The organism is uncultured Lutibacter sp., from assembly GCF_947493565.1.
Taxonomy (GTDB): Bacteria; Bacteroidota; Bacteroidia; order Flavobacteriales; family Flavobacteriaceae; genus Lutibacter; species Lutibacter aestuarii.
The window spans coordinates 40212-64735 of the sequence record NZ_CANLRG010000001.1 but is presented as its reverse complement, the minus strand read 5'-3'; the positions used below and the strand labels follow the sequence as shown (position 1 = coordinate 64735).

Annotated in this window: 23 protein-coding genes; 5 read left to right on the top strand and 18 right to left on the bottom strand. The window is 29.0% G+C overall.

Annotated elements, in window-relative coordinates; genetic code table 11:
• Nucleotides 1-45: 45 nt before the first annotated feature.
• The 10 genes from ppk2 (Q0714_RS00285) to Q0714_RS00240 form a co-directional block, all read right to left on the bottom strand.
• Nucleotides 46-840, bottom strand: a complete 795-nt coding sequence (gene ppk2, locus Q0714_RS00285) for a polyphosphate kinase 2 (RefSeq protein ID WP_298262292.1) — start codon at nt 838-840, stop codon at nt 46-48.
• Between the two features lie 2 nt (nt 841-842).
• Nucleotides 843-1631, bottom strand: coding sequence for a polyphosphate kinase 2 (gene ppk2 / locus Q0714_RS00280; RefSeq protein WP_298262597.1), 789 nt, complete (start codon nt 1629-1631; stop codon nt 843-845).
• A gap of 71 nt (nt 1632-1702) precedes the next feature.
• A complete protein-coding gene (locus Q0714_RS00275; RefSeq protein WP_298262291.1) occupies nt 1703-2425 on the bottom strand; it encodes a sulfite exporter TauE/SafE family protein in 723 nt (240 codons plus the stop codon).
• Between the two features lie 2 nt (nt 2426-2427).
• Complete coding sequence (locus Q0714_RS00270; RefSeq protein WP_298262290.1) at nt 2428-2880, bottom strand: FixH family protein; 453 nt, start codon at nt 2878-2880, stop codon at nt 2428-2430.
• The gene (gene ccoG, locus Q0714_RS00265) at nt 2881-4290 is read right to left on the bottom strand and encodes a cytochrome c oxidase accessory protein CcoG (protein WP_298262289.1); all 1410 of its coding nucleotides are present in this window, start codon (nt 4288-4290) and stop codon (nt 2881-2883) included.
• A gap of 165 nt (nt 4291-4455) precedes the next feature.
• On the bottom strand, nt 4456-5100 hold the full coding sequence (locus tag Q0714_RS00260) for a cbb3-type cytochrome c oxidase N-terminal domain-containing protein (RefSeq protein ID WP_298262288.1): 645 nt from the start codon (nt 5098-5100) through the stop codon (nt 4456-4458).
• Entirely contained in the window at nt 5093-5293 is a 201-nt protein-coding gene (locus tag Q0714_RS00255) for a CcoQ/FixQ family Cbb3-type cytochrome c oxidase assembly chaperone (RefSeq protein WP_298262287.1), read from the bottom strand. The genes Q0714_RS00260 and Q0714_RS00255 overlap by 8 nt, the downstream gene beginning before the upstream one ends.
• A 5-nt stretch (nt 5294-5298) precedes the next feature.
• On the bottom strand, nt 5299-7467 hold the full coding sequence (ccoN, locus tag Q0714_RS00250; protein ID WP_298262286.1) for a cytochrome-c oxidase, cbb3-type subunit I: 2169 nt from the start codon (nt 7465-7467) through the stop codon (nt 5299-5301).
• Nucleotides 7468-7500: 33 nt separating this feature from the next.
• Nucleotides 7501-7686: a cbb3-type cytochrome oxidase assembly protein CcoS gene (ccoS, locus tag Q0714_RS00245; protein WP_298262285.1), complete on the bottom strand. Its 186-nt coding sequence runs from the start codon at nt 7684-7686 to the stop codon at nt 7501-7503.
• A gap of 117 nt (nt 7687-7803) precedes the next feature.
• On the bottom strand, nt 7804-10173 hold the full coding sequence (locus Q0714_RS00240; protein ID WP_298262284.1) for a heavy metal translocating P-type ATPase metal-binding domain-containing protein: 2370 nt from the start codon (nt 10171-10173) through the stop codon (nt 7804-7806).
• A 138-nt stretch (nt 10174-10311) separates the two neighbouring features.
• On the opposite strand from Q0714_RS00240, the gene Q0714_RS00235 reads away from it, so the two are divergent.
• Nucleotides 10312-10974, top strand: coding sequence for a Crp/Fnr family transcriptional regulator (locus Q0714_RS00235; protein ID WP_363317294.1), 663 nt, complete (start codon nt 10312-10314; stop codon nt 10972-10974).
• Between the two features lie 78 nt (nt 10975-11052).
• Here the strand turns inward: Q0714_RS00235 and Q0714_RS00230 are convergent, their stop codons facing one another.
• From Q0714_RS00230 to Q0714_RS00220, 3 genes are all read right to left on the bottom strand, one after another.
• Nucleotides 11053-12297, bottom strand: a complete 1245-nt coding sequence (locus Q0714_RS00230) for an aminotransferase class I/II-fold pyridoxal phosphate-dependent enzyme (RefSeq protein WP_298262282.1) — start codon at nt 12295-12297, stop codon at nt 11053-11055.
• Nucleotides 12298-12445: 148 nt separating this feature from the next.
• The gene (locus Q0714_RS00225; RefSeq protein WP_298262281.1) at nt 12446-13483 is read right to left on the bottom strand and encodes a PLP-dependent cysteine synthase family protein; all 1038 of its coding nucleotides are present in this window, start codon (nt 13481-13483) and stop codon (nt 12446-12448) included.
• A gap of 92 nt (nt 13484-13575) precedes the next feature.
• Nucleotides 13576-15627: a S9 family peptidase gene (locus Q0714_RS00220; protein ID WP_298262280.1), complete on the bottom strand. Its 2052-nt coding sequence runs from the start codon at nt 15625-15627 to the stop codon at nt 13576-13578.
• 74 nt (nt 15628-15701) lie between these two features.
• Between Q0714_RS00220 and Q0714_RS00215 the strand changes: the two genes are divergently transcribed.
• Nucleotides 15702-16022, top strand: a complete 321-nt coding sequence (locus Q0714_RS00215; RefSeq protein ID WP_298262279.1) for a YbaB/EbfC family nucleoid-associated protein — start codon at nt 15702-15704, stop codon at nt 16020-16022.
• 15 nt (nt 16023-16037) lie between these two features.
• Here the strand turns inward: Q0714_RS00215 and Q0714_RS00210 are convergent, their stop codons facing one another.
• Nucleotides 16038-17462, bottom strand: coding sequence for an ATP-binding domain-containing protein (locus Q0714_RS00210; RefSeq protein WP_298262278.1), 1425 nt, complete (start codon nt 17460-17462; stop codon nt 16038-16040).
• Between the two features lie 106 nt (nt 17463-17568).
• Here Q0714_RS00210 and Q0714_RS00205 point away from each other — a divergent pair, with 106 nt between their 5' ends.
• From Q0714_RS00205 to rsmD, 3 genes are read left to right on the top strand one after another with little or no spacing between them, the layout of a single operon-like run.
• Nucleotides 17569-18300: a hypothetical protein gene (locus Q0714_RS00205; protein ID WP_298262277.1), complete on the top strand. Its 732-nt coding sequence runs from the start codon at nt 17569-17571 to the stop codon at nt 18298-18300.
• Entirely contained in the window at nt 18269-19114 is an 846-nt protein-coding gene (locus tag Q0714_RS00200) for a DUF3822 family protein (RefSeq protein WP_298262276.1), read from the top strand. Before Q0714_RS00205 ends, Q0714_RS00200 begins: the two co-directional genes overlap by 32 nt.
• 3 nt (nt 19115-19117) lie before the next feature.
• The gene (rsmD, locus tag Q0714_RS00195) at nt 19118-19675 is read left to right on the top strand and encodes a 16S rRNA (guanine(966)-N(2))-methyltransferase RsmD (protein ID WP_298262275.1); all 558 of its coding nucleotides are present in this window, start codon (nt 19118-19120) and stop codon (nt 19673-19675) included.
• Here rsmD and Q0714_RS00190 read toward each other — a convergent pair.
• Genes Q0714_RS00190 through Q0714_RS00175 form a run of 4 tightly spaced genes read right to left on the bottom strand, consistent with a single transcriptional unit; the run spans nt 19672 to nt 24447 of the window.
• Nucleotides 19672-20625 carry a MoxR family ATPase gene (locus Q0714_RS00190; protein WP_298262274.1) on the bottom strand — a complete coding sequence of 318 codons (954 nt, stop codon included), beginning with the start codon at nt 20623-20625 and terminating at the stop codon, nt 19672-19674. The two genes, rsmD and Q0714_RS00190, sit on opposite strands and share 4 nt — an antisense overlap.
• Before the next feature lies 1 nt (nt 20626).
• Nucleotides 20627-21985 (bottom strand): peptidylprolyl isomerase, encoded by a 1359-nt coding sequence (locus Q0714_RS00185; RefSeq protein ID WP_298262273.1) that lies wholly within the window; start codon nt 21983-21985, stop codon nt 20627-20629.
• Between the two features lies 1 nt (nt 21986).
• Nucleotides 21987-22835 (bottom strand): peptidyl-prolyl cis-trans isomerase, encoded by an 849-nt coding sequence (locus Q0714_RS00180; RefSeq protein ID WP_298262272.1) that lies wholly within the window; start codon nt 22833-22835, stop codon nt 21987-21989.
• Nucleotide 22836: 1 nt separating this feature from the next.
• Entirely contained in the window at nt 22837-24447 is a 1611-nt protein-coding gene (locus Q0714_RS00175; protein WP_298262271.1) for a peptidylprolyl isomerase, read from the bottom strand.
• Nucleotides 24448-24524 lie beyond the last annotated feature (77 nt).

Here is a 24524-nt window from a genome sequence, read left to right as displayed (position 1 = left end):
ATAATTTTAATATAAAAAAAGCCTGAATTTAAATTCAGGCTTTTTTTATATTTCTAGATTTTTATCGTAAGGGATACTTTTCAAAATATGATTTATTGCAGCAACCCTAGCATAGGTTTTTCGATTGGCTTTTATAATTTTCCAAGAAACTGGACCTACTTTTGTAACACTAAACATTTTGTTTTTATATTCAGTATAAACATCCCATAATTCTTGTGCCTTTTCATCAACTGGAGTCATTTTCCACTGTTTTAAAGGGTTGTTTTTAATATCTTCAAAACGTTTTGCTTGTTCTCTTTTTGATATAGACATATAAATTTTTACCAAACGTATTCCAGATTCAGTAATCATACGTTCAAAATCATTTACTTGATTCATAAAAACCTTATATTCCTCTTGAGAGCAAAATCCATTCACTGGCTCAACTACTGCTCTATTATACCAGCTTCTATCAAAAAACACAATTTCTCCAGCTTTGGGAAACTGATTAACATAACGTTGAAAATACCACTGAGTTTTTTCGTCTTCAGTTGGTTTAGGTAATGCCATAATTCTTAAATGTCTAGGGTTCATTCTTTCTGTAGCTCTTCTAATTGCTCCTCCCTTACCTGCAGCATCACGTCCTTCAAAAAGTACAATTATTCGTTCATTTTGATTAATTGCCCAAGACTGTAGCCTAATTAATTCTATTTGTAATTTTTTAAGTTTTCTTTCATATTTTACATACCTAATGGCCTTTTCTAAATTATAAGGTTCTTTAGAAAGTAGTGCTGTTAAGCCTTTATTAGTATTTAATATTTCTACTCCTTCTTCCGTTAGTTTAAATTCTTTCTCTTTCATAGTTAATCGATTTGTTTGGATGAACGATAATATCTCATAATTATATTAGGGTCGGTTAATAACGTTGTTAATGCTTCACCTTTACCATCGTAATTAAATTGAGACAATACATATCTAATACATTCTAAACGTGCTATTTTTTTATCATTAGCTTTAACTGTAATCCAAGGGCTATAACTTGTATGAGTTCTACTGTACATTTGTTCTTTGTAATGAGTATATTTATTCCAAAGCTCCTGCCCCTTTCTATCTACTGGACTAAATTTCCAACGTTTTAAAGGTGTTCCCAAACGGGCGTTAAACCTTGCTAACTGTTCGTCTTTTGAAATTGAAAACCAAAACTTTATTAATATCAATCCATCTTCATATAGCATATGCTCGAACTCTGGTACTTGTACCATAAAGTTTTGATATTGAGCATCATTACAAAATCCCATTACTGGTTCTACAACAGCTCTATTATACCAACTTCTATCAAAAAACACAATTTCACCTGCGTTTGGTAGTTCTTTAATATATCTTCTAAAATACCATTGACCTTGTTCTACTTCTGTAGGCTTTGTTAATGCCACAACTCTCATAGATCGAGGGTTTAAATGCTCTGTAAACCTTCTTATGTTACCTCCTTTACCAGCAGCATCACGTCCTTCAAAAATAATAGCAACACGCTTTTTATTTTTAGAAACCCATTGTTGCAGTTTTACCAATTCTATTTGAAGCTTACGTAATTCATCCTCATAAAATAACTTTTTAGATACTTTATCTATTGGAATTTTTTTTTCTTTAATTATTTGTAATAATTCTTTATTTGAAGTTGCTTTATTAAAATCTTCAATGGTAAGTTTAGGAGTATCTTGCACTATTAATCATTATTTTCAACGGTTACACATTCTGCTGGGTTATTAGAAATTTGCAGTTTCGCATCAGATGGAGAAACATAAGGAATTCCTAATCCTAATCCTCGCAAAATAAATAATAATCCGATAATAACAACAAAAACAGGTATTACTTTTTGAATTTTTGTTCGTAAAGATAAATTTACAAAATTTCCTAACAAAATTGCACCTGTCATCATTGGAATTGTTCCTACACCGAATACTGCCATATATAAAGCTCCTTGGATACTGTTTCCAGTAGAAACTGAACCAATTAAAGCCATATATACCAATCCACAAGGTAAAAAACCATTGAAAAAACCAATTGAAAATAATGCTTTATTAGATTTTTTATTAAGGTATAGTCCTAATTTAGATTTGACTTTAGCTATAATTTTATATAAAGGTTTTGAAAAATTAAATTTATTGAAAATGGTAACTGGAATAATTACTAGTAGTATCATTATTACCCCCATTAAAATAGATAACCGCTGTTGAAAACCAGCTAAATATAACCCCTTACCAATTAAACCAAAAAGCATTCCTATAAATGAATAGCTTATCAGCCTTCCTAAATGATATAAAAAAGTTTGAAAAATTAATTTAGTTTTAGAACTTCTATCAACAGGAATTACAAAAGCAATTGGTCCGCACATACCAATGCAATGAAAACTGCCAGCCAAACCTAAAACAAGTGCAGTCCAAAGCATATTTAATAGGTCAGTTTTTGTTTAAATAAATAGTTTTTTTCATTTATACTCCAATCAACTCTAACGTCCCATCTACCATCAACTAAAGATTCATCTTTGATTAAAAATTTGTGTGAATCAAGTTTAATTGGAAATTTAAAGTCGATTTTATTGTTAGACATCCTCATAAATGAAATGCTTCCTTTTATTTCCTCAAAATTGAAATTAGAAGGAAAGTTAATTAATAATCCTTCTTTCACTTTTTGGATGGTTACATCTTCTCTTAATAAAACAGCATTTTTTAATTTATCAATATCTTGTTGGTAATTTAATTCATCTTTATAATAATCTTCTGATACTAAATAATGGTTGTATTCAGGCAAAAAGGTTACTTTAAACACAAAGTACAAGATAAATATTACAAATGCTGCTATGGAAATTATAATTCCTGCAGGCCAAGTTAGTTTTAATTTCATTTAATTTATTTTTATAGGTCCCGTAAAATTAGTTGAAGTAGTTTCAATTAATTTACCATTTGAATAAATTCCAATTTTAAGTTTCTCTTTTGACGAAGTTAAATCTTTTTTATTAATTTCAATAAATAAAGTTCCTTCTTTAAGTCCTTGTTTTTCTATATTAACAGCACCACCAACCATAGTAACAGTTCCTTCATGTGAAATTAACTTTACATCAACATTTTCAATGGTTTCAGTAGTTTTATTAATTAATTTTATTGTATAAACGTTTTTAATAGTTGTTGTAGTACTTTGAAATGTTTGACCTGGAAGACGTAGCACAGTTGCTTCAACATCATTACGTAAAAATAACATGGTAATTAAAACACCAATTAAGATGGTTAAAATTGCTGAATAGGCTATTAAACGTGCGTTGAATTTAAACTTTTCTTTTTTCTCTATATTATCTTCAGAAGCGTAACGAATTAAGCCTCTATCAAATCCCGATGTATCCATAATTGCATCACACGCATCAATACAAGCGGTGCAGTTGATACACTCTAATTGAGTACCATTTCTTATATCAATTCCTGTTGGACATACTTGAACACATTGCTTACAATCTATACAATCACCATGACCTAATTCTTCCCTATTTTCTCCTTTTCTTAATTTTTTTCTACCACTTTCACCTTCACCTCTAACAAAATCATAAGCTACGTTAATAGATTTATTATCTAATAAAACTCCTTGCAATCTACCATAAGGACAAACAATAATACATACTTGTTCTCTAAACCAAGCGAAAACAAAATAAAAAACTGCTGTAAAAACTAATAATTTTATTAAGGTAGCTAAATGGGTTATTGGACCATCTGTAATATATCCCAAAACTACATCAGAACCTAAAACATAGGCTAGGAATACATTTGATATAAAGAATGAAATAATAAAAAAAGTGATCCATTTAGTGACTCTCTTTCTAATTTTTTCAGCATTCCAAGGTTGTTTCTCTAATTTTATTTGTTTATTTCTATCACCTTCTATTAAATACTCCACTTTTCTGAAAACCATTTCCATAAAAATAGTTTGAGGGCACATCCATCCACAAAAAATCCGACCAAAAACTACAGTAAATAATATTACAAAAACAACACTTACCAATAATGAAATTACTAGTAAATGAAAGTCTTGAGGCCAAAAAGGAAATCCAAAAATATGGAACTTTCTTTCTAATACATTAAATAATAAAAATTGATTTCCTTTTATTTTAATAAATGGAGCTGCTAAAAAAAATGCTAATAAAATCCAGCTAACAAATGTTCTATAATTGTAATATCTTCCTTTTGGTTTTTTAGGAAAGATAAAATTTCTTTTCCCTCTTTCGTCTATTGTTCCAATAGAATCTCTAAAGTTTTCTTGTTGTTCCATATTTAAATAAAAAAGGCTGTTTTCTAATTTTTTTCACCTTACAAATTTATGGTTAATTACTTATCCATCTTGATACAAAAGTGACAAAAATTAAAAAAACAGCCTATACTACTAACTAAAAAAATCAAAAACATAGTCTTCTAGCGAAGACTAATTTTTTAAATACTATTCTTCAGGCCAAGTAATATCACCTTCTGCAGCTTTTGGAGTTGCAGGTTGAGTTCCTTGCATTGAAATTATATAACTGGCTAATTGTATTCTTTCTTCTCTACTAATAGTGCTTTCCCAAGCAATCATTCCTTTTCCTGGTCGACCTCCATTAGTTATGGTATTGTAAATATTTTTAACTCCACCTCCTAAAATCCATTTGTCATCTGTTAAATTTGGGCCAATACTTCCTCCTAAATCAGATAAATGACAAGCAGTACAAGTTTTAGTTGTAAATAATTCAGCTCCTTTAGCTAAATTTTCTTCATCGGTAAAAGCAACAATATTTGAATCATCAAACTTTTCAGGATTGGCTGCTTTATAGGCTTCTACCTCTTGCTTTGCTGTTTCGATTTCAGCCGCTAACTCATCGTATTGATTATATTTTCCAAAACCAAAAATCATTATATAATAAAATATACTTGCAGCAATAGTAATATAAAATCCTGCTAACCACCAAGGTGGTAATACATTATCTAATTCTTTAATACCATCATAATCATGGTCTAACATTATGTCTTCTTCTGTTCCTAAATCGTGGGCTTTGGTTAAAGATTTCATCAACTTTTTCCATCCCGATATATTTTCTGAATTTTTATTCATGAGTAATTTCTTTAGTATTATTATCGTTATCTAATAATGGCATTTGACTTACCTCATCTATTCTTCTTTTTGGAAGTTTAAATACAAAAACTACCATAGTAATAAAAACTACAAAGAACAGTACAAGTGAAATTATAGGATAAATTTCAACACCATCAATACTTGCTAAATTATGTTTTATAAATTTTAACATACAAATTATTTTAATGCTGTTTTAGTTGTTTTAATATCTGTACCCAATCTTTGCAAATAAGCAATTAATGCTACAATTTCCTTATTTTGGATATTGCTTGATCCATAATTTTTAACAAACTCTGGATCTTGTCTTAAGTTATTTTCAATTTCTTTAGCTTGGGTTAAAAGTGCTTGTTTTGCTCCACTAATATCCTCGTCAGAGTATGGCACTCCTAAAGAGACTAACCCTTTCATTTTATTTTCTAAATTAGAAGCATTTATATCATTTTTAACTAACCAAGCGTAACGAGGCATAATAGATCCTGGCGATGTAGATCTAGGATCTAACATATGGTTAAAATGCCAATTATCATTATATTTTCCTCCAACTCTATGAACGTCTGGCCCAGTTCTACGAGATCCCCATAAAAATGGAAAATCATAAACAAATTCACCTGCTTTAGAATACTCACCATAACGTTCAACTTCAGAACGGAAAGGACGAATCATTTGTGAGTGACAGTTATTACAACCTTCTCTAATATAAATATCTCTACCTTCTAATTCTAACGGTGTATATGGTTTAACACTTTCGATAGTTGGCACGTTAGATTTTACTAATAATAAAGGAACAATTTCAACTAAACCCCCAATTAAAATAGCTACAGTAGTTAAAATAGAAAATAGCACTACTTTTCTTTCTAGCCAAGTATGGAATCCTTCACCAGCAACTCTTTGCCCACTAATTTTTTTCAATGGTGCTGCTTCTGCTAATTCATCTTCAACGGTTGAACCAGCTTTTGCAGTTTTAATAATATTGATTGCTAACAAAATGAAACCTGTTAAATATAAAGTACCACCAATAGCACGCATAGCATACATTGGAATTACTTGTGTTACGGTTTCAAGAAAGTTACCATAAACTAAAGTTCCATCAGGATTGAATTGTTTCCACATAAATGCTTGTGTAAAACCTGCAACATATAAAGGTATTGCATAAAACAGGATACCTAAAGTTCCTAGCCAAAAATGAGTATTGGCTAATTTTTTAGAATATAATGGTGTTTTCCATAATTTTTCTGCTAACCAATATACAATACCAGCAATCATAAATCCATTCCAAGCTAGAGCTCCAATATGCACGTGCCCAACAATCCAATCAGTATAATGTCCAATTGCATTTAAGTTTTTAAATGATAACATTGGACCTTCAAAGGTTGCCATACCATAACCAGTAATTGCAACTACAAAGAATTTTAACACAGGATTTTCACGTACTTTATCCCAAGCACCACGCAGTGTTAGTAAACCGTTTATCATACCTCCCCAAGATGGGAAAATTAACATTACAGAAAATACAGTTCCTAAGTTTTGAGCCCATTCTGGTAAAGCTGTATATAATAAATGGTGTGGTCCTGCCCAAATATATAAGAATATTAATGTCCAAAAATGAATAATAGATAATCTATATGAATAAACAGGTCTATTCGCAACCTTAGGCACAAAATAATACATTAAACCTAAAATTGGTGTTGTTAAGAAAAATGCAACAGCATTATGTCCGTACCACCACTGTACCAATGCATCTTGTACTCCAGAATATACTGAGTAACTTTTAAATGCAGATACTGGCATTTCTAAATTGTTAAATATATAAAGAACCGCAATAGTAACTAATGTAGCAATATAAAACCATATAGCTACATAAATATGTCTTTGTCTTCTTTTTAAGATAGTACCAATAAGGTTGATTCCAAAAACTACCCAAATTAAAACAACGGCAATATCTATTGGCCATTCTAATTCTGCATATTCTTTAGAAGATGTTAAACCTAAAGGTAACGTAATTGCAGCGGCAACAATAATTGCTTGCCAACCCCAAAAATGAATTCTACTTAAAACATCGTTAAACATTCTTGCTTTAAGCAGTCTTTGAGTTGAATAATAAACTCCTAAAAAAATACCATTACCTACAAAGGCAAAAATTACTGCATTGGTATGTAATGGTCTTAATCGTCCAAAACTTAACCACGAAATAGCATTTTCAGCTCCTGTAAATTCTAATAATCCTGGGAAAACAAAAAGTAGCGCTACTAAAAGCCCTACTAACATTCCTACAACTCCCCACAGAATTGTAGCCCAAAGAAACATTTTTACGATTTTATTGTCATAATAAAACTGTTCTTTTTCCATACTTGTTTGATTAATTGTTAGTTATTTTTGATTTTATTTTGATTTTACTTTTTTGATTTTGTCCTTTTTTTCAGTAACCAATTCATCATCAAACAACATCCGTACGGCTGGTGTATGCGTATCTTCATACTGCCCAGACTTAACTGACTTTATAAATACAATGAAAAAAAATACGGCAACAACAATACTCACGCCTATTGTTATGTAGACTACTTCCATTTTTTAGTTACTAGTTTTCTTTTGATTTTTAATGACAAAAATATCATTTACTAATTGCAAATAAAATGATAATTATCATATAAACTTACGCAAAAATTGATTTACTTTTTTTAAGTTCTATAATTTTTTTGATACCCAATTGGTTAAAATTGTTACAAAAACCACTATAGTAATAGAACTTAAAGGCATTAAAATTGCTGCAACTATAGGGGTTAACATCCCTGTTAAAGCAAATGACATCCCAACTAAATTGTAACAAAAAGACAGTATAAAACTGGCTTTAATAATTGAAATAGTTTTTTTAGAAAGTGTTAAAAACTTTGGCAATTTGTTGAAAAGTTTTGCGTCTAAAATAGCATCACAGGCTGGTGAAAACACATTTACATCTTCAGAAATTGCAATCCCAACATTACTTTGTGCTAATGCACCTGCATCATTTAAGCCATCGCCAATCATCATCACATGAGCTCCTTTTTCTTGTAGTTTCTTAATAAAGTTGAGTTTGTTTTCTGGTTTTTGATTGAATTGAAAAACTGTATTTTTAGGTAATAAGGTTTCTAAATAAGGTTTTTCTCCATCATTATCTCCAGATAGAATAACTAGTTTATAATGTTTTGCTAAAGTTTCAAAAACTTCTTTTGTTCCTTCTCTGTAACTATTTTTAAAAGTAAAACTTCCTTTTATTTTATGATTGATTTTTATATGTATTGAAGTTTCATTTGTTTTTTCTGAAATTGCATTAACGAAACTTGAAGACCCTAATTTAATAGTTAAATTATTGACGGTAGCTTCAATACCTTTACCTAATATTTCTTCAAAATTTATTGGAGATTCTTCAAAAGGTTCGTCTTCTAAAAAGTCATAGAGCGTTCTACTCAAAGGATGATTAGATGCTCTTAAAACAGTTTTTAAAGCTCTTAACTCTTTTAACGTTAAATCTTCTCCTTTATAAATTAATTGTGCTTTATCACTTGAAGTTATGGTTCCTGTTTTATCAAAAATAATGGTATCAATTTTGGAAATATTTTCTATAGTTTCAGCATTTCTTAAATAGAATTTTTTATATCCAAAAATTCGTAAAATATTGCCAAAGGAAAACGGAGCAGACAAAGCCAATGCGCAAGGGCACGCTATAATTAAAACTGCGGTTACTACATTAAAAACCATTTGGGGATTATAAAAATACCAAAAAATACCAGCAAAAAAAGCAATCAATAAAATTGCTATTGTAAAATACTTACTAATTGAATCTGTAATATTTTTTATCGTTTTTTCATTATTTTTACTAAACACATCGTTGCTCCAAAGTTGAGTTAAATAACTTTGAGCAATTGTATTAATTACTTCCATTTCAATGGCTCCAGATGTTTGTTTTCCACCTGCAAATAATTTATCTCCTGATTGCTTCATCACAGGCAAAGATTCCCCTGTTACAAAACTGTAGTTAATTGCAGCATTTCCATTAATTAAAATACCATCAACAGGAATCAATTCTTCATTTCTAATTAAAAGCCTATCTCCTTTTTGAATATCTTTTACAGCAATATTTACTTCTTTCCCTTTGTTAATTTTAGTTACAGCAATTGGAAAGTACGATTTATAATCTCTTTCAAAAGATAAAAAGTTATAGGTTTTTTGTTGAAAAAATTTTCCTAGTAATAGAAAAAATACCAACCCTGCCAAACTATCAAAAAAGCCAGAACCTATATCTAACATAATCTCAATTGAGCTTCTAATAAACAAAACTGAAATTCCTAAAGCTATAGGCACATCAATATTTAAAATTTTATGACGTAACCCTTTATATGCCGATATAAAATAATCTTTAGCAGAATAAAACACTACTGGAATTGCCATTACAAACATTAAATACCTAAACAAATGTTTGTATTTTTCTAACCAAAATTCATCTACCTGAAAATATTCTGGAAAAGATAATAGCATAATATTACCAAATGAAAAAGCAGCAATTGAAACTTGATATATTAACGTTTTGTCAACAGTACTTTTTCTTCCTTCATCATCATCTAAACTAATATAAGGTTCGTAACCTATAGAAGTAATAAGTTCCACCACATCTTTTAAAGTTGTAGAACTGTTTTTAAAAGTTATACGAACCGTTTTTTTAGGAAAATTAACCATAGAAGTGGTAACCCCATTATTTATCTTATTTAAATTTTCTAACACCCAAATGCAAGAACTGCAATGAATACTTGGAATATAAAATTCAGCAACTGAAGTAGTACCATCATCAAACTCTAATAGCTTTTCAATAATTTCAGGTGTTTCTAAATAATTATATTTACCTTTAATATCACTTGGAATAGTTCCTGGTGAAGCTTCAAAATCATAATAACAAGTTAACTCGTTTGCATTTAATATTTCATAAACTGTTTTACACCCGTTACAACAAAATTTTCTTTCATCAAACTCAATTGGTTTTTTACCACAATCGGCTCCACAATGATAACAATTATTTTGGCTCATAGTTTTTTAAATACACCACAAAACTATTCAATTATTCCCTTTTAAGTATGATAAATATCATTTAATTTTGTACATTTGAGCGTTTTACTACAAGATTAATTTAATCGAGATTATATGTCAAAATGTGGACAATGTATTATGAAGCGTTTTAACGCTTTGAAAACTTTAACTCACGAAGAATTAGAAAGATTTTCAGAACATAAAACTTCACTCCTCATAAAAAAAGGTGAGAATTTAATGACTGAAGGAAACTCTATTAATGGGCTCTATTGTATTAGGGATGGAAAATGTAAATTGACTAAATTAAATACTAACGGTAAAGAACAAATCATTAAATTTATTAAAGGTGGTGATATTTTAGGCCATAGATCTATTCTAAGTGATGAGCCTGTAGGTTTAAATGCTACTGCCTTAGAAGATATGCATGTTTGTTTTATTCCTAAAGGCGATATTTTAGATTCTATAAGAGACAACCCTCAATTTTCTTTAAATTTAATACGCAATATATCGCTTCAATTAAGTCAAGCAAATACTTCTATTTCACAAATGGCACAAAAACCTGTAAAGGATAGACTTGCTGAAACTTTATTAAATTTAGAGGATATTTTTGGAATTGATAATGAAGGTTGTATTGATGTAGTTTTAACTAGAGAAGAGATTGCTAATACTATTGGAACTGCAACAGAATCTGCTATTAGATTATTGTCTAACCTTAAAAAAGATGGCGTTATAGATTTAATAGGAAAAAAAATTAAAATTATAAATAAAAATATGCTTAAAAACCTTTCAGAAGGTTATTAAAGAATTACTATTATATAATACAAATAAAAAAAGACCTTTTAATTAAAAGGTCTTTTTTTATTTGTATTTCTTTATAAATTAAATCATTGATGCTGCGATACGTTTATAAATACCTTTTTCAAGTTTAGATCTAATTGCTGAGAAAGATTCAATAGTTTCTTTTACATCATCTAAATTATGAGTTGCCGTTGGAATTAACCTAAGAATAATTAATCCCTTAGGGATAACAGGATATACCACTATAGAACAGAAAATTCCATAGTTTTCTCTTAAATCATTTACCATAGCCATAGCTTCAGGTATATCACCCTCTAAAAATACAGGCGTTACACAAGTATTTGTTTTTCCTATATTAAAACCATTTTCTTTTAACCCATTTTGAAGAGCGTTTACATTTTCCCATAACTTGGCCTTAAGTTCTGGCATTGTTCTAAGCATATCCAAACGTTTTAAAGCTCCTTTTACCATTGGCATTGGTAAAGATTTTGCAAACATTTGAGAACGCATATTGTATTGTAAGTACTGAATTATATCTTTATCTGCCGCAAAAAAAGCGCCTATTCCTGCCATAGATTTTGCAAAGGTTGCAAAGTACACATCAATTTCATCTTGCACACCTTGTTCAAAACCTGTTCCTCTTCCTCCTTCTCCTAAAGTTCCAAAACCATGTGCATCATCAACTAATAATCTAAAATTATATTTGGTTTTTAAAGCGGCTATTTCTTTCAATTTACCTTGTTCACCCCTCATACCAAAAACACCTTCTGATATTACTAAAATACCGCCATTGTTTTCTTCTGCAATTTTAGAAGCTCGTTGCAAATTCTTTTCTAAACTTTCTATATCGTTATGTTGATATGTAAAGCGTTTACCATGGTGTAATCTAACCCCATCAATAATACAAGCGTGTGAATCGATATCATACACAATAACATCATGTTTGCTAACTAAAGCATCAATTGCAGAAACCATACCTTGATATCCAAAGTTTACTAAATATGCTGCTTCTTTATCAACAAATTCAGCACATTCTTTTTCTAATTGTTCATGGTATTTCGTATGCCCTGACATCATTCTAGCACCCATTGGATATGCCATTCCATATTCTGCAGCAGCCTCTGCATCAGCTTTTCTAACTTCAGGGTGATTTGCTAGACCTAGATAATCGTTAATACTCCAAGTAATTACATTTTTACCATTAAAAACCATTCTATTAGAAATTTCACCTTCTAACTTTGGAAAAACATAATAACCTTCTGCTTGCTTAGCCCATTTCCCTAACGGACCTTTGTCTTTTATAATTCTTTCAAATAAGTCTTTCATTGTATATATTTAAACATAAATAGCACTTTTAAAAGCATATTTACGATAGTGCAAATTACGTAATTTTTTTTATGCTATTCAAATGTAAATTAAACAAAAAAAGAGCTGAAAAAAATTTCCAGCTCCTTTTAATTAATTTATATTTTATTTACTTAATGTATTCAACTTGTTCATGAGCTTGTTTTTTTGCGTCAAAAAAACCTTGCTCTTTCATCCAATCATCACTATAAATTTTCTCCATATACCGAGAACCATGGTCTGGCAGAATTAATACTACTTTAGAATTTTCATTAAACATTCCCATCTCATTGTATTGCATAGCTGCTTGTACAACAGCACCACTTGTATAACCTGTAAATAGCCCTTCAGTTATCGCTAATTCTCTAGCTCTATGTGCAGCAGACTCATCTGTAACTTTTTCAAAGGTATCAATAACATCAAAATTAGTTGCTGTAGGAATTAAATTTTTTCCTAATCCCTCAATTCTGTATGGGTAAATTTCATTTTTATCAAATTCTCCTGTTTCATGGAATTTCTTTAAAATAGATCCAAAAGCATCAACTCCTAAAACTTTTACTTTAGGATTTTGTTCTTTTAAATACTTAGCCACACCTGAAATTGTTCCTCCTGTACCACTAGCAGCAATCAAATGAGTGATTTCCCCATTTGTTTGTTTCCATATTTCAGGACCAGTAGATCTGTAATGAGCTTCTGTATTTAAGTCGTTAAAATATTGATTAATGTATACTGAATTAGCTGTTTCATTATGCAATCTTTTGGCAACTTCATAATAAGAGCGAGGATCGTCTGCACTAACATGCGCTGGACATACATAAACCTTGGCTCCCATAGCCTTTAACATGTTAATTTTTCCAGCGGAAGCTTTAGAATTAACAGCTAAAATACACTTATAACCTTTAATAATACTAACTAAAGCCATACTAAAGCCAGTATTTCCTGAAGTAGTCTCTATTACAGTACTACCTTTTTTTAGTATTCCTTGGCGTTCAGCTTCTTCAATTATATACAATGCAATTCTATCTTTCATAGAATGTCCAGGGTTAAACCCTTCATACTTAGCATAGAAATTACCTGGAAGGTTTTTGGTTATTTTATTAAGCTTAATTAAAGGAGTACTACCAATAAGGTCTAGAATATTGTTACTTATACCGGTATTTTGTGTCATTTTTAAGAGTTTAATTCAAAATATGAAATATTCAAAAAATGAATTATGAATAATAATCTACAACGTGCAAATTTAATAATATTTTTTTAAAATTATGATTTTCCTTCTAAATCTATTAGAAAACTATAATCTCTAGCTGTTTCTTTTAATGAATCAAAACGTCCAGAAGCACCGCCATGACCGGCTTCCATATTGGTATGCATCAATAAAATATTTTTATCTGTTTTAAACTCTCTAAGTTTTGCTACCCATTTTGCTGGTTCAAAATATTGCACTTGAGAATCATGTAAACCAGTTGTTACAAGCATATTCGGATAATTTTGTCTTGATACATTATCATAGGGTGAATATAATTTCATATAATCATAATATTCTTTTTCATTAGGATTTCCCCATTCATCATATTCGCCCGTTGTTAAAGGTATTGAGTCATCAAGCATCGTGGTTAAAACATCAACAAAAGGGACAGAAACTAAAACTCCATGAAACAGCTCAGGATTCATATTAATAACAGCTCCCATTAATAAACCTCCAGCCGATCCACCACTTGCATATAAATGATTTTTAGACGTATATCCTATTGATATTAAATGCTTTGCACAATCTATAAAATCGGTAAACGTATTCATTTTATGAAATAGTTTACCTTCATCATACCATTTTCTACCTAAATATTCACTTCCACGCACATGAGCAATTGCAAATACAAAACCTCTATCCAACAAGCTTAAACGTGTAGTGCTAAAACCAGCATCAATAGTATAACCATAAGATCCGTATCCGTACAATAACAATGGGGTATTTTTGGTTAAAGAGGTATTTTTATGATGGACTAATGAAATAGGAATTTTAGTTCCATCTTTTGATGTTGCCCAAATTCTTTCACTTATATAATTCTGTTTATTAAATTTACCTCCTAAAACTTCTTGCTCTTTCTTTATTTCTTTTGTTTTATTATCTACATTAAAATCTATTACACTACTTGGAGTTGTCATTGAATTATATCCATAACGAATAATATTAGTATCGAACTCAGGATTGTAATAAACACCTGCAGAATAAGTTTCTTCATCAAAAGGCAAGTAAAAATCTTCAGAATCATTCCAACGAATAATTCTAATTTTATTTAAACCATTAAAACGCTCTTCAACTACTAAAAAATTTTTAAAAATGGAAATATCTTCCAACAATACCTCTTCTCTATGTGGTATCACATCATACCAGTTTTCTTTTAATGTAGCCTCTTCTGTGGTTTTCATTAATTTAAAATTGGTAGCATTGTCTTTATTTGTAAGTATGTAAAAACTCACCCCATAATGCGCAATATTATATTCTAAATCACGCTCTCGTGGTTGAAAAATTCTAAATTTTCCTGTTGGGTTATCAGCTTCTAAAATATGATATTCTGTTGAAACCGTGCTAAAAGAACCTATGATTAAATATTTATCTGATTTTGATCGATAAACATAAGCACTAAAAGTTTCATCCTTCTCAAAATAAATTTCTACATCTTCTGAAGGGTCAGTTCCTAATACATGTCTAAATATTTTTTCACTACGTAAAGTAATTGGATTTTTTTGGGTATAAAAAATTGTTTTATTATCATTTGACCAAGATGAACTTCCTGTAGTATTCTCTATTTTTTCAGGAAATATTTCACCTGTTTCTAGATTTTTAAATTGCAACGTGTATTGCCTTCTACTTACGGTATCAACACCAAAAGCAATATACTTATTATTTGGACTTACCGACATTCCAGAAAGTTTAAAATATGTATGTCCTTCGGCCATTTTATTAACGTCGAACATAATTTCTTCTGAAGCTTCTAAAGTTTCTTTTTTACGAGCATAAATGGGGTATTGCATCCCTTTTTGATAACGTGTAGTATAAAAATATTTATTTTTTTTATAAGGAACTGACTCGTCATCTTCTTTAATACGAGATTTCATTTCTTGAAATAAATCTTCTTGAAATTGCTTTGTATGAGCTGTTTGAGAATTGTAATAGGTATTTTCGGCATTTAAATATCCTATAACTTTTGGGTTTTCTTTTTCATTTAGCCAATAATAATTATCAATTCTAACATCCCCGTGAATTTCTAACTTCTTTTCAATCTTCTCTGCCTTTGGCGGTCTTAACATCATATACTTTAACGAATATTTTCTCTCAGCCGCAAAAATACTATATTTGCGCTTGTAACTTGTTAAATTTAAATAAAATGTTTGGAGATTTTTCTAGTATGATGGGAAAGCTTAAAGAAGCTCAAGAAAAAATAGAAGCAACAAAAGCAAGATTAAATACTATTTTTGTTGATGGTGAAGCAGGTAATGGCAAGGTCAAAGTTTCAGTTACTGCCAATAGATTGGTAAAAAGTATTTCAATAGCCGAAGAATTAACTGACAAAGAGGAAATTGAAGATTATTTAGTTTTAGCTTTAAATAAAGCACTAGATAAAGCCAATACCATTAGCGAAACTGAATTAGCTGCCGCCGCCAAAGATGGAATGCCTAACATTCCAGGAATGGATTTATTTAAATAGGACTCTTTTAAAATGTTAATTAAAAAATTCATCTTTAAAACCTATTAAATACACTTTTTCTTGTGCTCTAGTTACTGCAGTATACAACCATCTTAAATATTCTATATTTTGCCCATCTGGTAAATATGGTTGTTCAATAAATACTGTTTTCCACTGCCCTCCTTGCGATTTATGACAAGTAACAGCATAAGAAAACTTAACTTGCAAGGCGTTAAAATATTTACTCTTTTTGATTCCCAAAAATTGTTTGTATTTTGATTTTTCATGAGCAAAATCCTTCCCCACTTCTTGATACAGTTTATTTGATTCTTCATAAGTAAGTGAAGGTGATTCAGATGTTAAAGTATCTAATAATAAAACAGTATCAAATGGTTTTTGATTTGGGTAATCAATCATTCTAACTTTCACTTCTGCAAACCTAAATCCATACAATTCTTTGGTATTATAAATTTGTAAAACTTCACAAATATCTCCATTAGCAATAAAACCTGCATCATTAGAATCTTTTAACCAGAAATAATTATTTTTTACTACCATCACAAAATCTCCAGTTGAAATCTCATTTTCTTGCCCTCTAATTTTACTTCTAATTTGCTGGTTGTATTGATTGGCTCTTTTATTAGAACGTACAATAAAAGCGGTATCTTCTACTCCAATATTATCGTAAGCAGTATTAATAGCATCTTCTATTTCATACCCATCAACTAGTCTAATCAAATCAGGAAAACCTAACTGAAATTTAAATTCATCAAAGCCATTATTCGCTAAAATTAAACGCAGCTCTGTAGCATTTATTAAAATTCCTGAATCTGAATGTTGTCGCATTACTTCATTTAATTCAATTTCAGTTACTATTTTATTATAATTTAACTCCAATTTTTGTGCATCAAGAGCTGGACTAATTGATAATTTTACAGGAGGTAACTGAGCTGTATCTCCAATAAAAATAATTTTACAATTTACACCTGAATATACATATGACATTAAATCATCTAATAATGAACCGTTTTCGAACAACTTAGCATTGCTAGGACTATCAGGAATCATAGAAGCTTCATCTATAATAAAAATAGTATTGGTATGTTTGTTTGGTTGTAAGGTAAAATCTACCCCACCCGCTTTATTTTTTTTAGGAAAATAGATTTTTTTATGAATTGTAAACGCCTGCCTATTTGAATAACCTGAAATAACTTTAGCAGCTCTTCCTGTTGGCGCTAATAAAACAGCCTTTTTCCCTATTTTCCATAAATTATTAACTACCGTACTAATTGTGGTTGTTTTTCCTGTTCCTGCATATCCCTTCATTATAAAAAGTGTTTCTTTACTCTTATCAAAAATAAATTCAACTAAATTTTCCAGTAATAATTCTTGCGAATTTGTAGGTTTAAATGGAAACTTATCTACGAGTGTTTTATAAAATTCAGTGGGAGTTTTTGTCATGTTTGTAATAAATTTCAAATATACAAATTGATTTATGCTTAAAAGTTTTTCTCATTAAAAAAAATTTGTAGATTTGCGTACACACATAAAATTAACATACACAAAAATGACAACAGTTCTAATAATAATAGCTGGTATTATAGTTACAGGCTTTTTGGCTTATGCAATTGTAAATTTTATTCCAAAAAAATTACATTGGATAATCTCAATAATTTTAATTGCCTTAGCGGCTTTTTTAGTTTATAAAATTAATTTTGAAATTTTAAAACCTATCAAGTTTAATAAAGAGAAAAAAGTAAAATATGCTAAAGTAATTAATAATTTAAAAATCCTTCGTGATGCTGAAGTTGCTCATAAAAAAGTAATTGGAACGTACACTTCTGATGGTGAGGCTCTTATTAAATTTTTAGATACAGCAAAATACGCATTAACTCAAACTAGAAACGTTCCTAAAACAATAAATGTTGGTGGTGGTATTACAAAAGAAATTGAAGAAAGAGTTGTTGATACTATTGGTTACGAAGATGTTAGAGCCTATTTTGTTGGAAGAGATTATAAAAATATGCTAAACATTCCAGGAACTGATCAAAAATTTAAAATAGAAATTGGTGAAATTGAAAAAATTGCTGGTTTAAAAGCTCAAGTTTTTGAAATTAAAGTTGATAAAGCCCTTATTTTAAAAGGAATGGATATTAACCTAGTAAAACAAGAAAAAGAAGCCATTGGCGGTGAAGAAGTTAGAGGTGAGTATATTAGAGTTGGTTCATTAACAGAAGTAAGTGAAGACGGTAACTGGCCTCCATTTTATGATAAAGGAGATAAAAAAGATAGCGAATAAAAATATAGATTTTTTTAATCTAGAAGAAAATCATTTATCCATCCAACTTAGTTTGGATGGATTTTCTTTTTGTATCTATAACAAAATTGTAAATGAATTTGGTTACTTTGCTAAATTTGAATTTGACAATCAAAACGGTATTTCCCCTTATAAACATTTAGAATTTGTAGAAGAAATTTTTAAAAAAGAGAAAATTCTTCAATTAAAGTTTAACTCGGTAAGTGTAGCACATTTTAATAACTTAGTAACGCAAGTTCCTAAGCCTTTTTTTGATAAAGAATATTTACCAGATTATTTAAAGTATTCTGTCAAAGTTTTAGAAAACGATTTTATTACTTTTGATGAAATAAATAATTCTGAAATTGTTAATGTATATATTCCATTTGTAAATATCAATAATTTTTTATTAGATCATTATGGCTCCTTTATATTTAAGCATTCCTCTACTGTTTTAATTGAAAAATTATTAAACGAATACAAAAATTCTGATGGAGATTTCTGTTTTGTGAATGTTACTAACAACAACTTTGAGATTGTGGTTTTAAAAGAAAAAAAATTTAAACTTTTTAACTGCTTCAACTTTAGTACAAAAGAAGATTTTATTTATTACATACTTTTTACAGCTGAACAATTAGAATTAAATCCAGAAGAACTTAACCTAGTACTAATGGGAGATATTGAAAAAGAATCTGAGTTGTACACCATCCTTTACCAATATATTAGAAATATTAATTTCTACTCACCTTCAAAAAAATCTACAAGCCTTAACGAATTGTCGGTGCATTCACAATTTATAGTATTGAATCAATTTTAAAATATGCGTATAATTTCTGGAAAATATAAAAGTAAACGTTTACAAGCACCCAAAAATTTACCTGTAAGACCAACTACTGACATGGCTAAAGAGGCTTTGTTTAACATTATTAACAACCTGTATTATTTTAGTGATATAAATGTACTTGATTTATTTGCTGGTACTGGTAATATAAGCTATGAATTTGCATCAAGAGGTACAGCCCAAATTACGGCTATTGATGCTCATTTTGGTTGTATTAAATTTATTAACAATACAGCTAAAGAACTTAATTTTGACATTAGTACCTTTAAATCTGATGTATTTAAATTTTTAGAAAAATCGACGGGTACTTATGATATTATTTTTGCTGATCCACCTTATGATTTTGAAGTTGATAAATTTGAGCGCATTGCTACATTAGTTTTTGAAAATAAATTACTTTCAGAAAACGGAATTTTAATAATTGAACACTCCAAACATACAGATTTAACAAAACATAAAAGGCTTAGCTACCAAAAAAAATACGGAGGAAATATGTTTAGCTTTTTTGAAAATGAAGTTCTAGAAATTAACAACTAAAACAATTCTTTAATTACTTGCTTTTCTGTAACTCCTTCAGCTTCTGCTTTATAATTTTTTACAATTCTATGTTTTAAAATAGCATAAGCAACCGCTTGTACATCTTCTATATCAGGCGAAAATTTACCACAAACTGCTGCGTTTGCTTTTGCTCCTAAAATTAAGTTTTGAGAGGCTCTTGGACCAGCCCCCCAATCAATATAATTATTTACAATTGTTGGTGCGTTAGGTGTGTTAGGACGAGTTTTAGAAACCAATTTCACTGCATATTCAATCACATTATCAGCAATAGGAATTCTTCTAATTAAATGTTGGAAATTATTAATTTCTTCAGCAGAAAGCAATGGTTGAACTTCATTTTTTATATCATTGGTTGTGCTTTTAACCACTTCAACTTCTTCATTAAAACTAGGGTAATCTAAATTTATAGAAAACATAAAACGGTCTAGCTGAGCTTCAGGCAATGGATACGTTCCTTCTTGTTCTATAGGATTTTGAGTGGCCAATACAAAAAATGGTTTTGCTAATTTATGATGGTGACCAGAAACCGTTACCGAATGTTCTTGCATAGCCTCAAGTAAAGCTGCTTGGGTTTTTGGTGGCGTACGATTAATTTCATCAGCTAAAATGATATTGCTAAAAATTGGTCCTTTTATAAATTTAAAGTGGTTGGTTTCATCTAAAATTTCACTTCCTAAAATATCTGATGGCATTAAATCTGGAGTAAATTGAATTCTCTTAAAATCTAAACCCAATGTTTTAGCTATGGTATGTACCATCAATGTTTTAGCTAGTCCAGGTACTCCAACCAATAATGAGTGTCCTCCACTTAAAATAGAAAGTAAAATGTGATCAACAGCTTTTTTTTGACCAATAATTACTTTTCCAATTTCATTTTGAAGTGCTTTATGCTTTTCAACCAACTTTTTTAATGCAGCAACATCAGACATATTATTCCTTTTTCCAATTATTTTTAAAGGTACATTTTTTAAAATCTTTATTGATTTTAATGTAGGTATCAATAATTTTATCTTTTGCCCATTTTTCAACGGTTTCTTCTTGCTTTTTTTGAAGTGCTAATTGTTGGATTTTTTCGTAATCTTTAGTGAAATTAGCTGTATGGGTATCATCCTTACTTTTTAATAGCAAAATTTTATGCATTTTTTCTCCACCCCTAACCTCTTCATAAAAAGGTTCTGTTATTTCACCTGCTTTTAAATTATTAACTTTGGCATATAAATCTGGCCCAATTAAGGTTAAATCAAAACGTGTATCGTTTGTATTAGGATTTAAAATTAAGCCCTTATTATTTTTAGTATCCTCATCGTCAGAATATTTTAAAACTGCATCTTCAAATGTTATTTCTCCTTTTAAAATTTCTTCACGAATTTTGGCTAACTCTTCTTTAGAAGCCTGTAATTCTGCTACACTAATTTTAGGTTGCATTAAAATATGACGTACATCGCGTTCTTGACCTTTAATTTTTTCTACTTGAATAATATGGTATCCAAAACCTGATTCAAATGGTTCTGAAATTTCACCTTCATCTAAACTAAAAGCAACTTCTTTAAACTCTTTAATAAAACCACTTTCGCGAGTAATGGTGTATTTACCTCCAGCACCAGCACCATTGCCAGAAACTGCAGGATCATCAGAATTAATTATTGCTTTTAAACGAAAGCTATAACCTTCTTCAATTTCTTTTTTAAGTTCATTTAACTTATTAATTACTCGTTCAACCTCTTCTTCAGATGGTTTTACATATTTTACTATTTGTGCTAATTCTATTTCGGCACTAAACTCAGGTAAATTGTTATCTACTTCTAAATTTTTAAAATAAGTTCTAACTTCTTCAGGTGTGACATCTATTTTTTCAGTAATGGTCGCTCTTTCTCTTTTAATAAGTAGTTGCTCCCTTTGTATACCTGCCAATTCAGTTCTTAACTCTTCTTCATCACTAAAACCATAATATTCAATTGCTTTTTCTACAGATCCTAATTGCTGAGCAAAATAGGCAATGTTACGCTCAACTTCGCTATTTACTTCTGGATCAGAAACTACAATACTATCAACTACTGCATGATGTGCTAGCAATTTTTGTGTCATAATTTCTTCTAAAATTTCACAATCAGAAATATTAATTTTACCTTCTATTCTACTTTGAAGTTCTTTTTTAAACTTGTCAATGTCAGAATCTAAAACTATATTCTTTCCTACTACAACTGCTACTCCATCAACTTTAATTCTTTCTTGTGCCTTTGCACTAATAAAAAATAGGAATAAGATAAGTCCAATAATATGTTGTTTCATTTTAATATATTTCAAATTGTTGTTTTTTATTTGCATCATCAATTAATGTTTCTTCAATATTTTTTAATAATAACAGTTTACGCTGGTGTAATATCATTTGCTTTATGGTGGGTTCCATATAGCTTTTTGGTGCTATTTCATTTCTATTTAACACCTGTTTAATAGTCACCAAATATAAGCTTAATGAGTCTTCTTTTTGAATAAAATTATCTTTTTTTAGCAATTCTTGTTTTTCTATTGCTTTTAAAATTGGTAGTTTAACTATTAAATCTCTATATTTTACCCAAATTGAATCGTTGAGATGATAAGAATTAAGGTTGAATTCTTTAGCTTGAAGACTGTCTAAATCTTCTTTTTTAGTTGATTTAAATAGTTTTATCAATTCTTTTTTGTTATTAATGTCTTTCCCAAATTTTATAAACTTCACTTTAACCAACTCTTCATTTAGCCTAAAATTTTGGTTATTCTCATTGTAAAATTGCGCTAAATCACTTTCAGAAATTTCGGTATCTAAATATTCATTTACAACACCTTCTTTATACGCATTTATGTATAAATCTTCACGATACTTTTTTACTAAGTTGTCAAATTTCTCAGCTTTATTTTCTAAATTTATTTGAGCTTTAGACAATAATAATTGTTGTTTTATCCAATTATTTATATAATTATTGGTTAACAAAATACTATCTTGAGAAGTAATTTCTGAGCTGTAAATGTTTTTTAAATCTTTTTTATACAAGTAATTATTATTCACTCTTGCAACAGGTTCATTTGTCTCCTTTTTAATGGTGAAATAATCACATGATTGGAATAAAAATAGTACTCCTATTAAAATTATAACTGGTTTCAATTTACTTAAAATTTGTTTTTAAAATTTTCTTTTTTTCTGAATTGTTAAATTTAACGTTATATTTTTTATGAAGCTCATTAATCCATATTTTTTCTAACTCATTTTGATAATCGGTAATAACAATTCCTTTGATGTTTTCAAACGCTTTATTTTTATATTTATCCTCTTTGTGTAATGCATAAAAATGAATGAGGCCTTCATTTTCTTTAGATTTTGTCCATACTTTTTTTTCTAATAAATCAAAAAGTAACAAACCTTCTTTAAACTCTTTAAAAATAGCAGCAAATTCTGCATTTGTTTTTTCAATATTTTCTTTATAATAATTTAAAATTTCGTTTTCTTTAAATAAACTAAAGGCTGTATAAATATCCGATAAGTTATTTCTTTTTAAATAATTAATAAATTTAAGTTGATTAATTTCTTTTGTTTCTATGGTTAATAATAGCTTTTGGAAATTTTTATTATTGTTTTTCCAATCATCAATTTGAAATTGACGCAATGCATTTTTATTAACATTAATTGCATATAGCTTAGATAATTTATTAATAAGTGATTTTTCAATCAATTTTGAGCGTTCATCCTTTTCAATTTGCTGTCTTATTTTACTTTTAAGTTTATCGAAACTTTCTAATGGGTACTTTTTAATTAATTTTATAATATGCCATCCAAATGGTGTTTTAAATGGCTTAGAAATAGTATTTTCATTAGTTAAAGAAAATGCCATATCTGTAAACTCTTCAATCATTTGACCTGTTCCAAATTTAGGCAATTTACCCCCATTAACAGCACTGGCTCTATCTTCAGAAAGCTTTGTTGCTATATTTTCAAAATTAGTTTTATTTATTACAAGTTCTTTATAAATTGAATCAATTGTAGTTTTGCTTTTTCCGGTATCACCTTCAATCATAATATGAGCAACTTCAACTTCTCCCCTAGCTTTTCTTATATTATGAACTTTTAAAATATGATATCCAAATTTTGTTCTAAAGGGCATAGAAATTTCAGAAATTGGTGTTGAATATGCAATATTTTCAAAAGGATAAACCATTTGTAAAGCTGTAAAATATCCAATATTTCCATTATTTTGACTAACTGTAGGATCCTCAGAATATTTTTTTGCAACTTCAGAAAAACTTGAACCTTTCAATACTAAATCTCTTGCTTGAAGCAATTTATTATATGCCTCTAATGTATCCGAAAAGGTGTAATTTGGTTTTAAATTTATTAAAATATGACTTACTTCTACTTCTTTTTGCAATCTTTCATAAGCTTCATTAACCAACTTTTCAGTTGTTTGTTCATCTTTTAAATAGGGTAATATTAATTTGCTTTTATAAGTATTTAATTCTCTCCTAAATTTTGGTAAAGTATCCAGCTTTAAATCTTTAGCTTCTTTTACTTTTAATTTATATGTTACAAATAGGTTTAAATAAGTTTCAATAGAATTTTCTTCAGACGAAGGCATTAAAGTCAGGTTTTTTTTATACACTTTTAAAAACTCATGAGTATAAAAAGGCTCATTATTGATAGTAAATAAAACTTTTTCTTTTTCCTGAGAAAAAGTTTTAGAGATGATAAAAAGAAAAATAATAATTACATATTTTAATTTCATAAAATAATTTTACCAACTTTAATTTATACTAAATAATGTGTTAAAAAAACGCTGCAATTTATTTTATATTATTATGA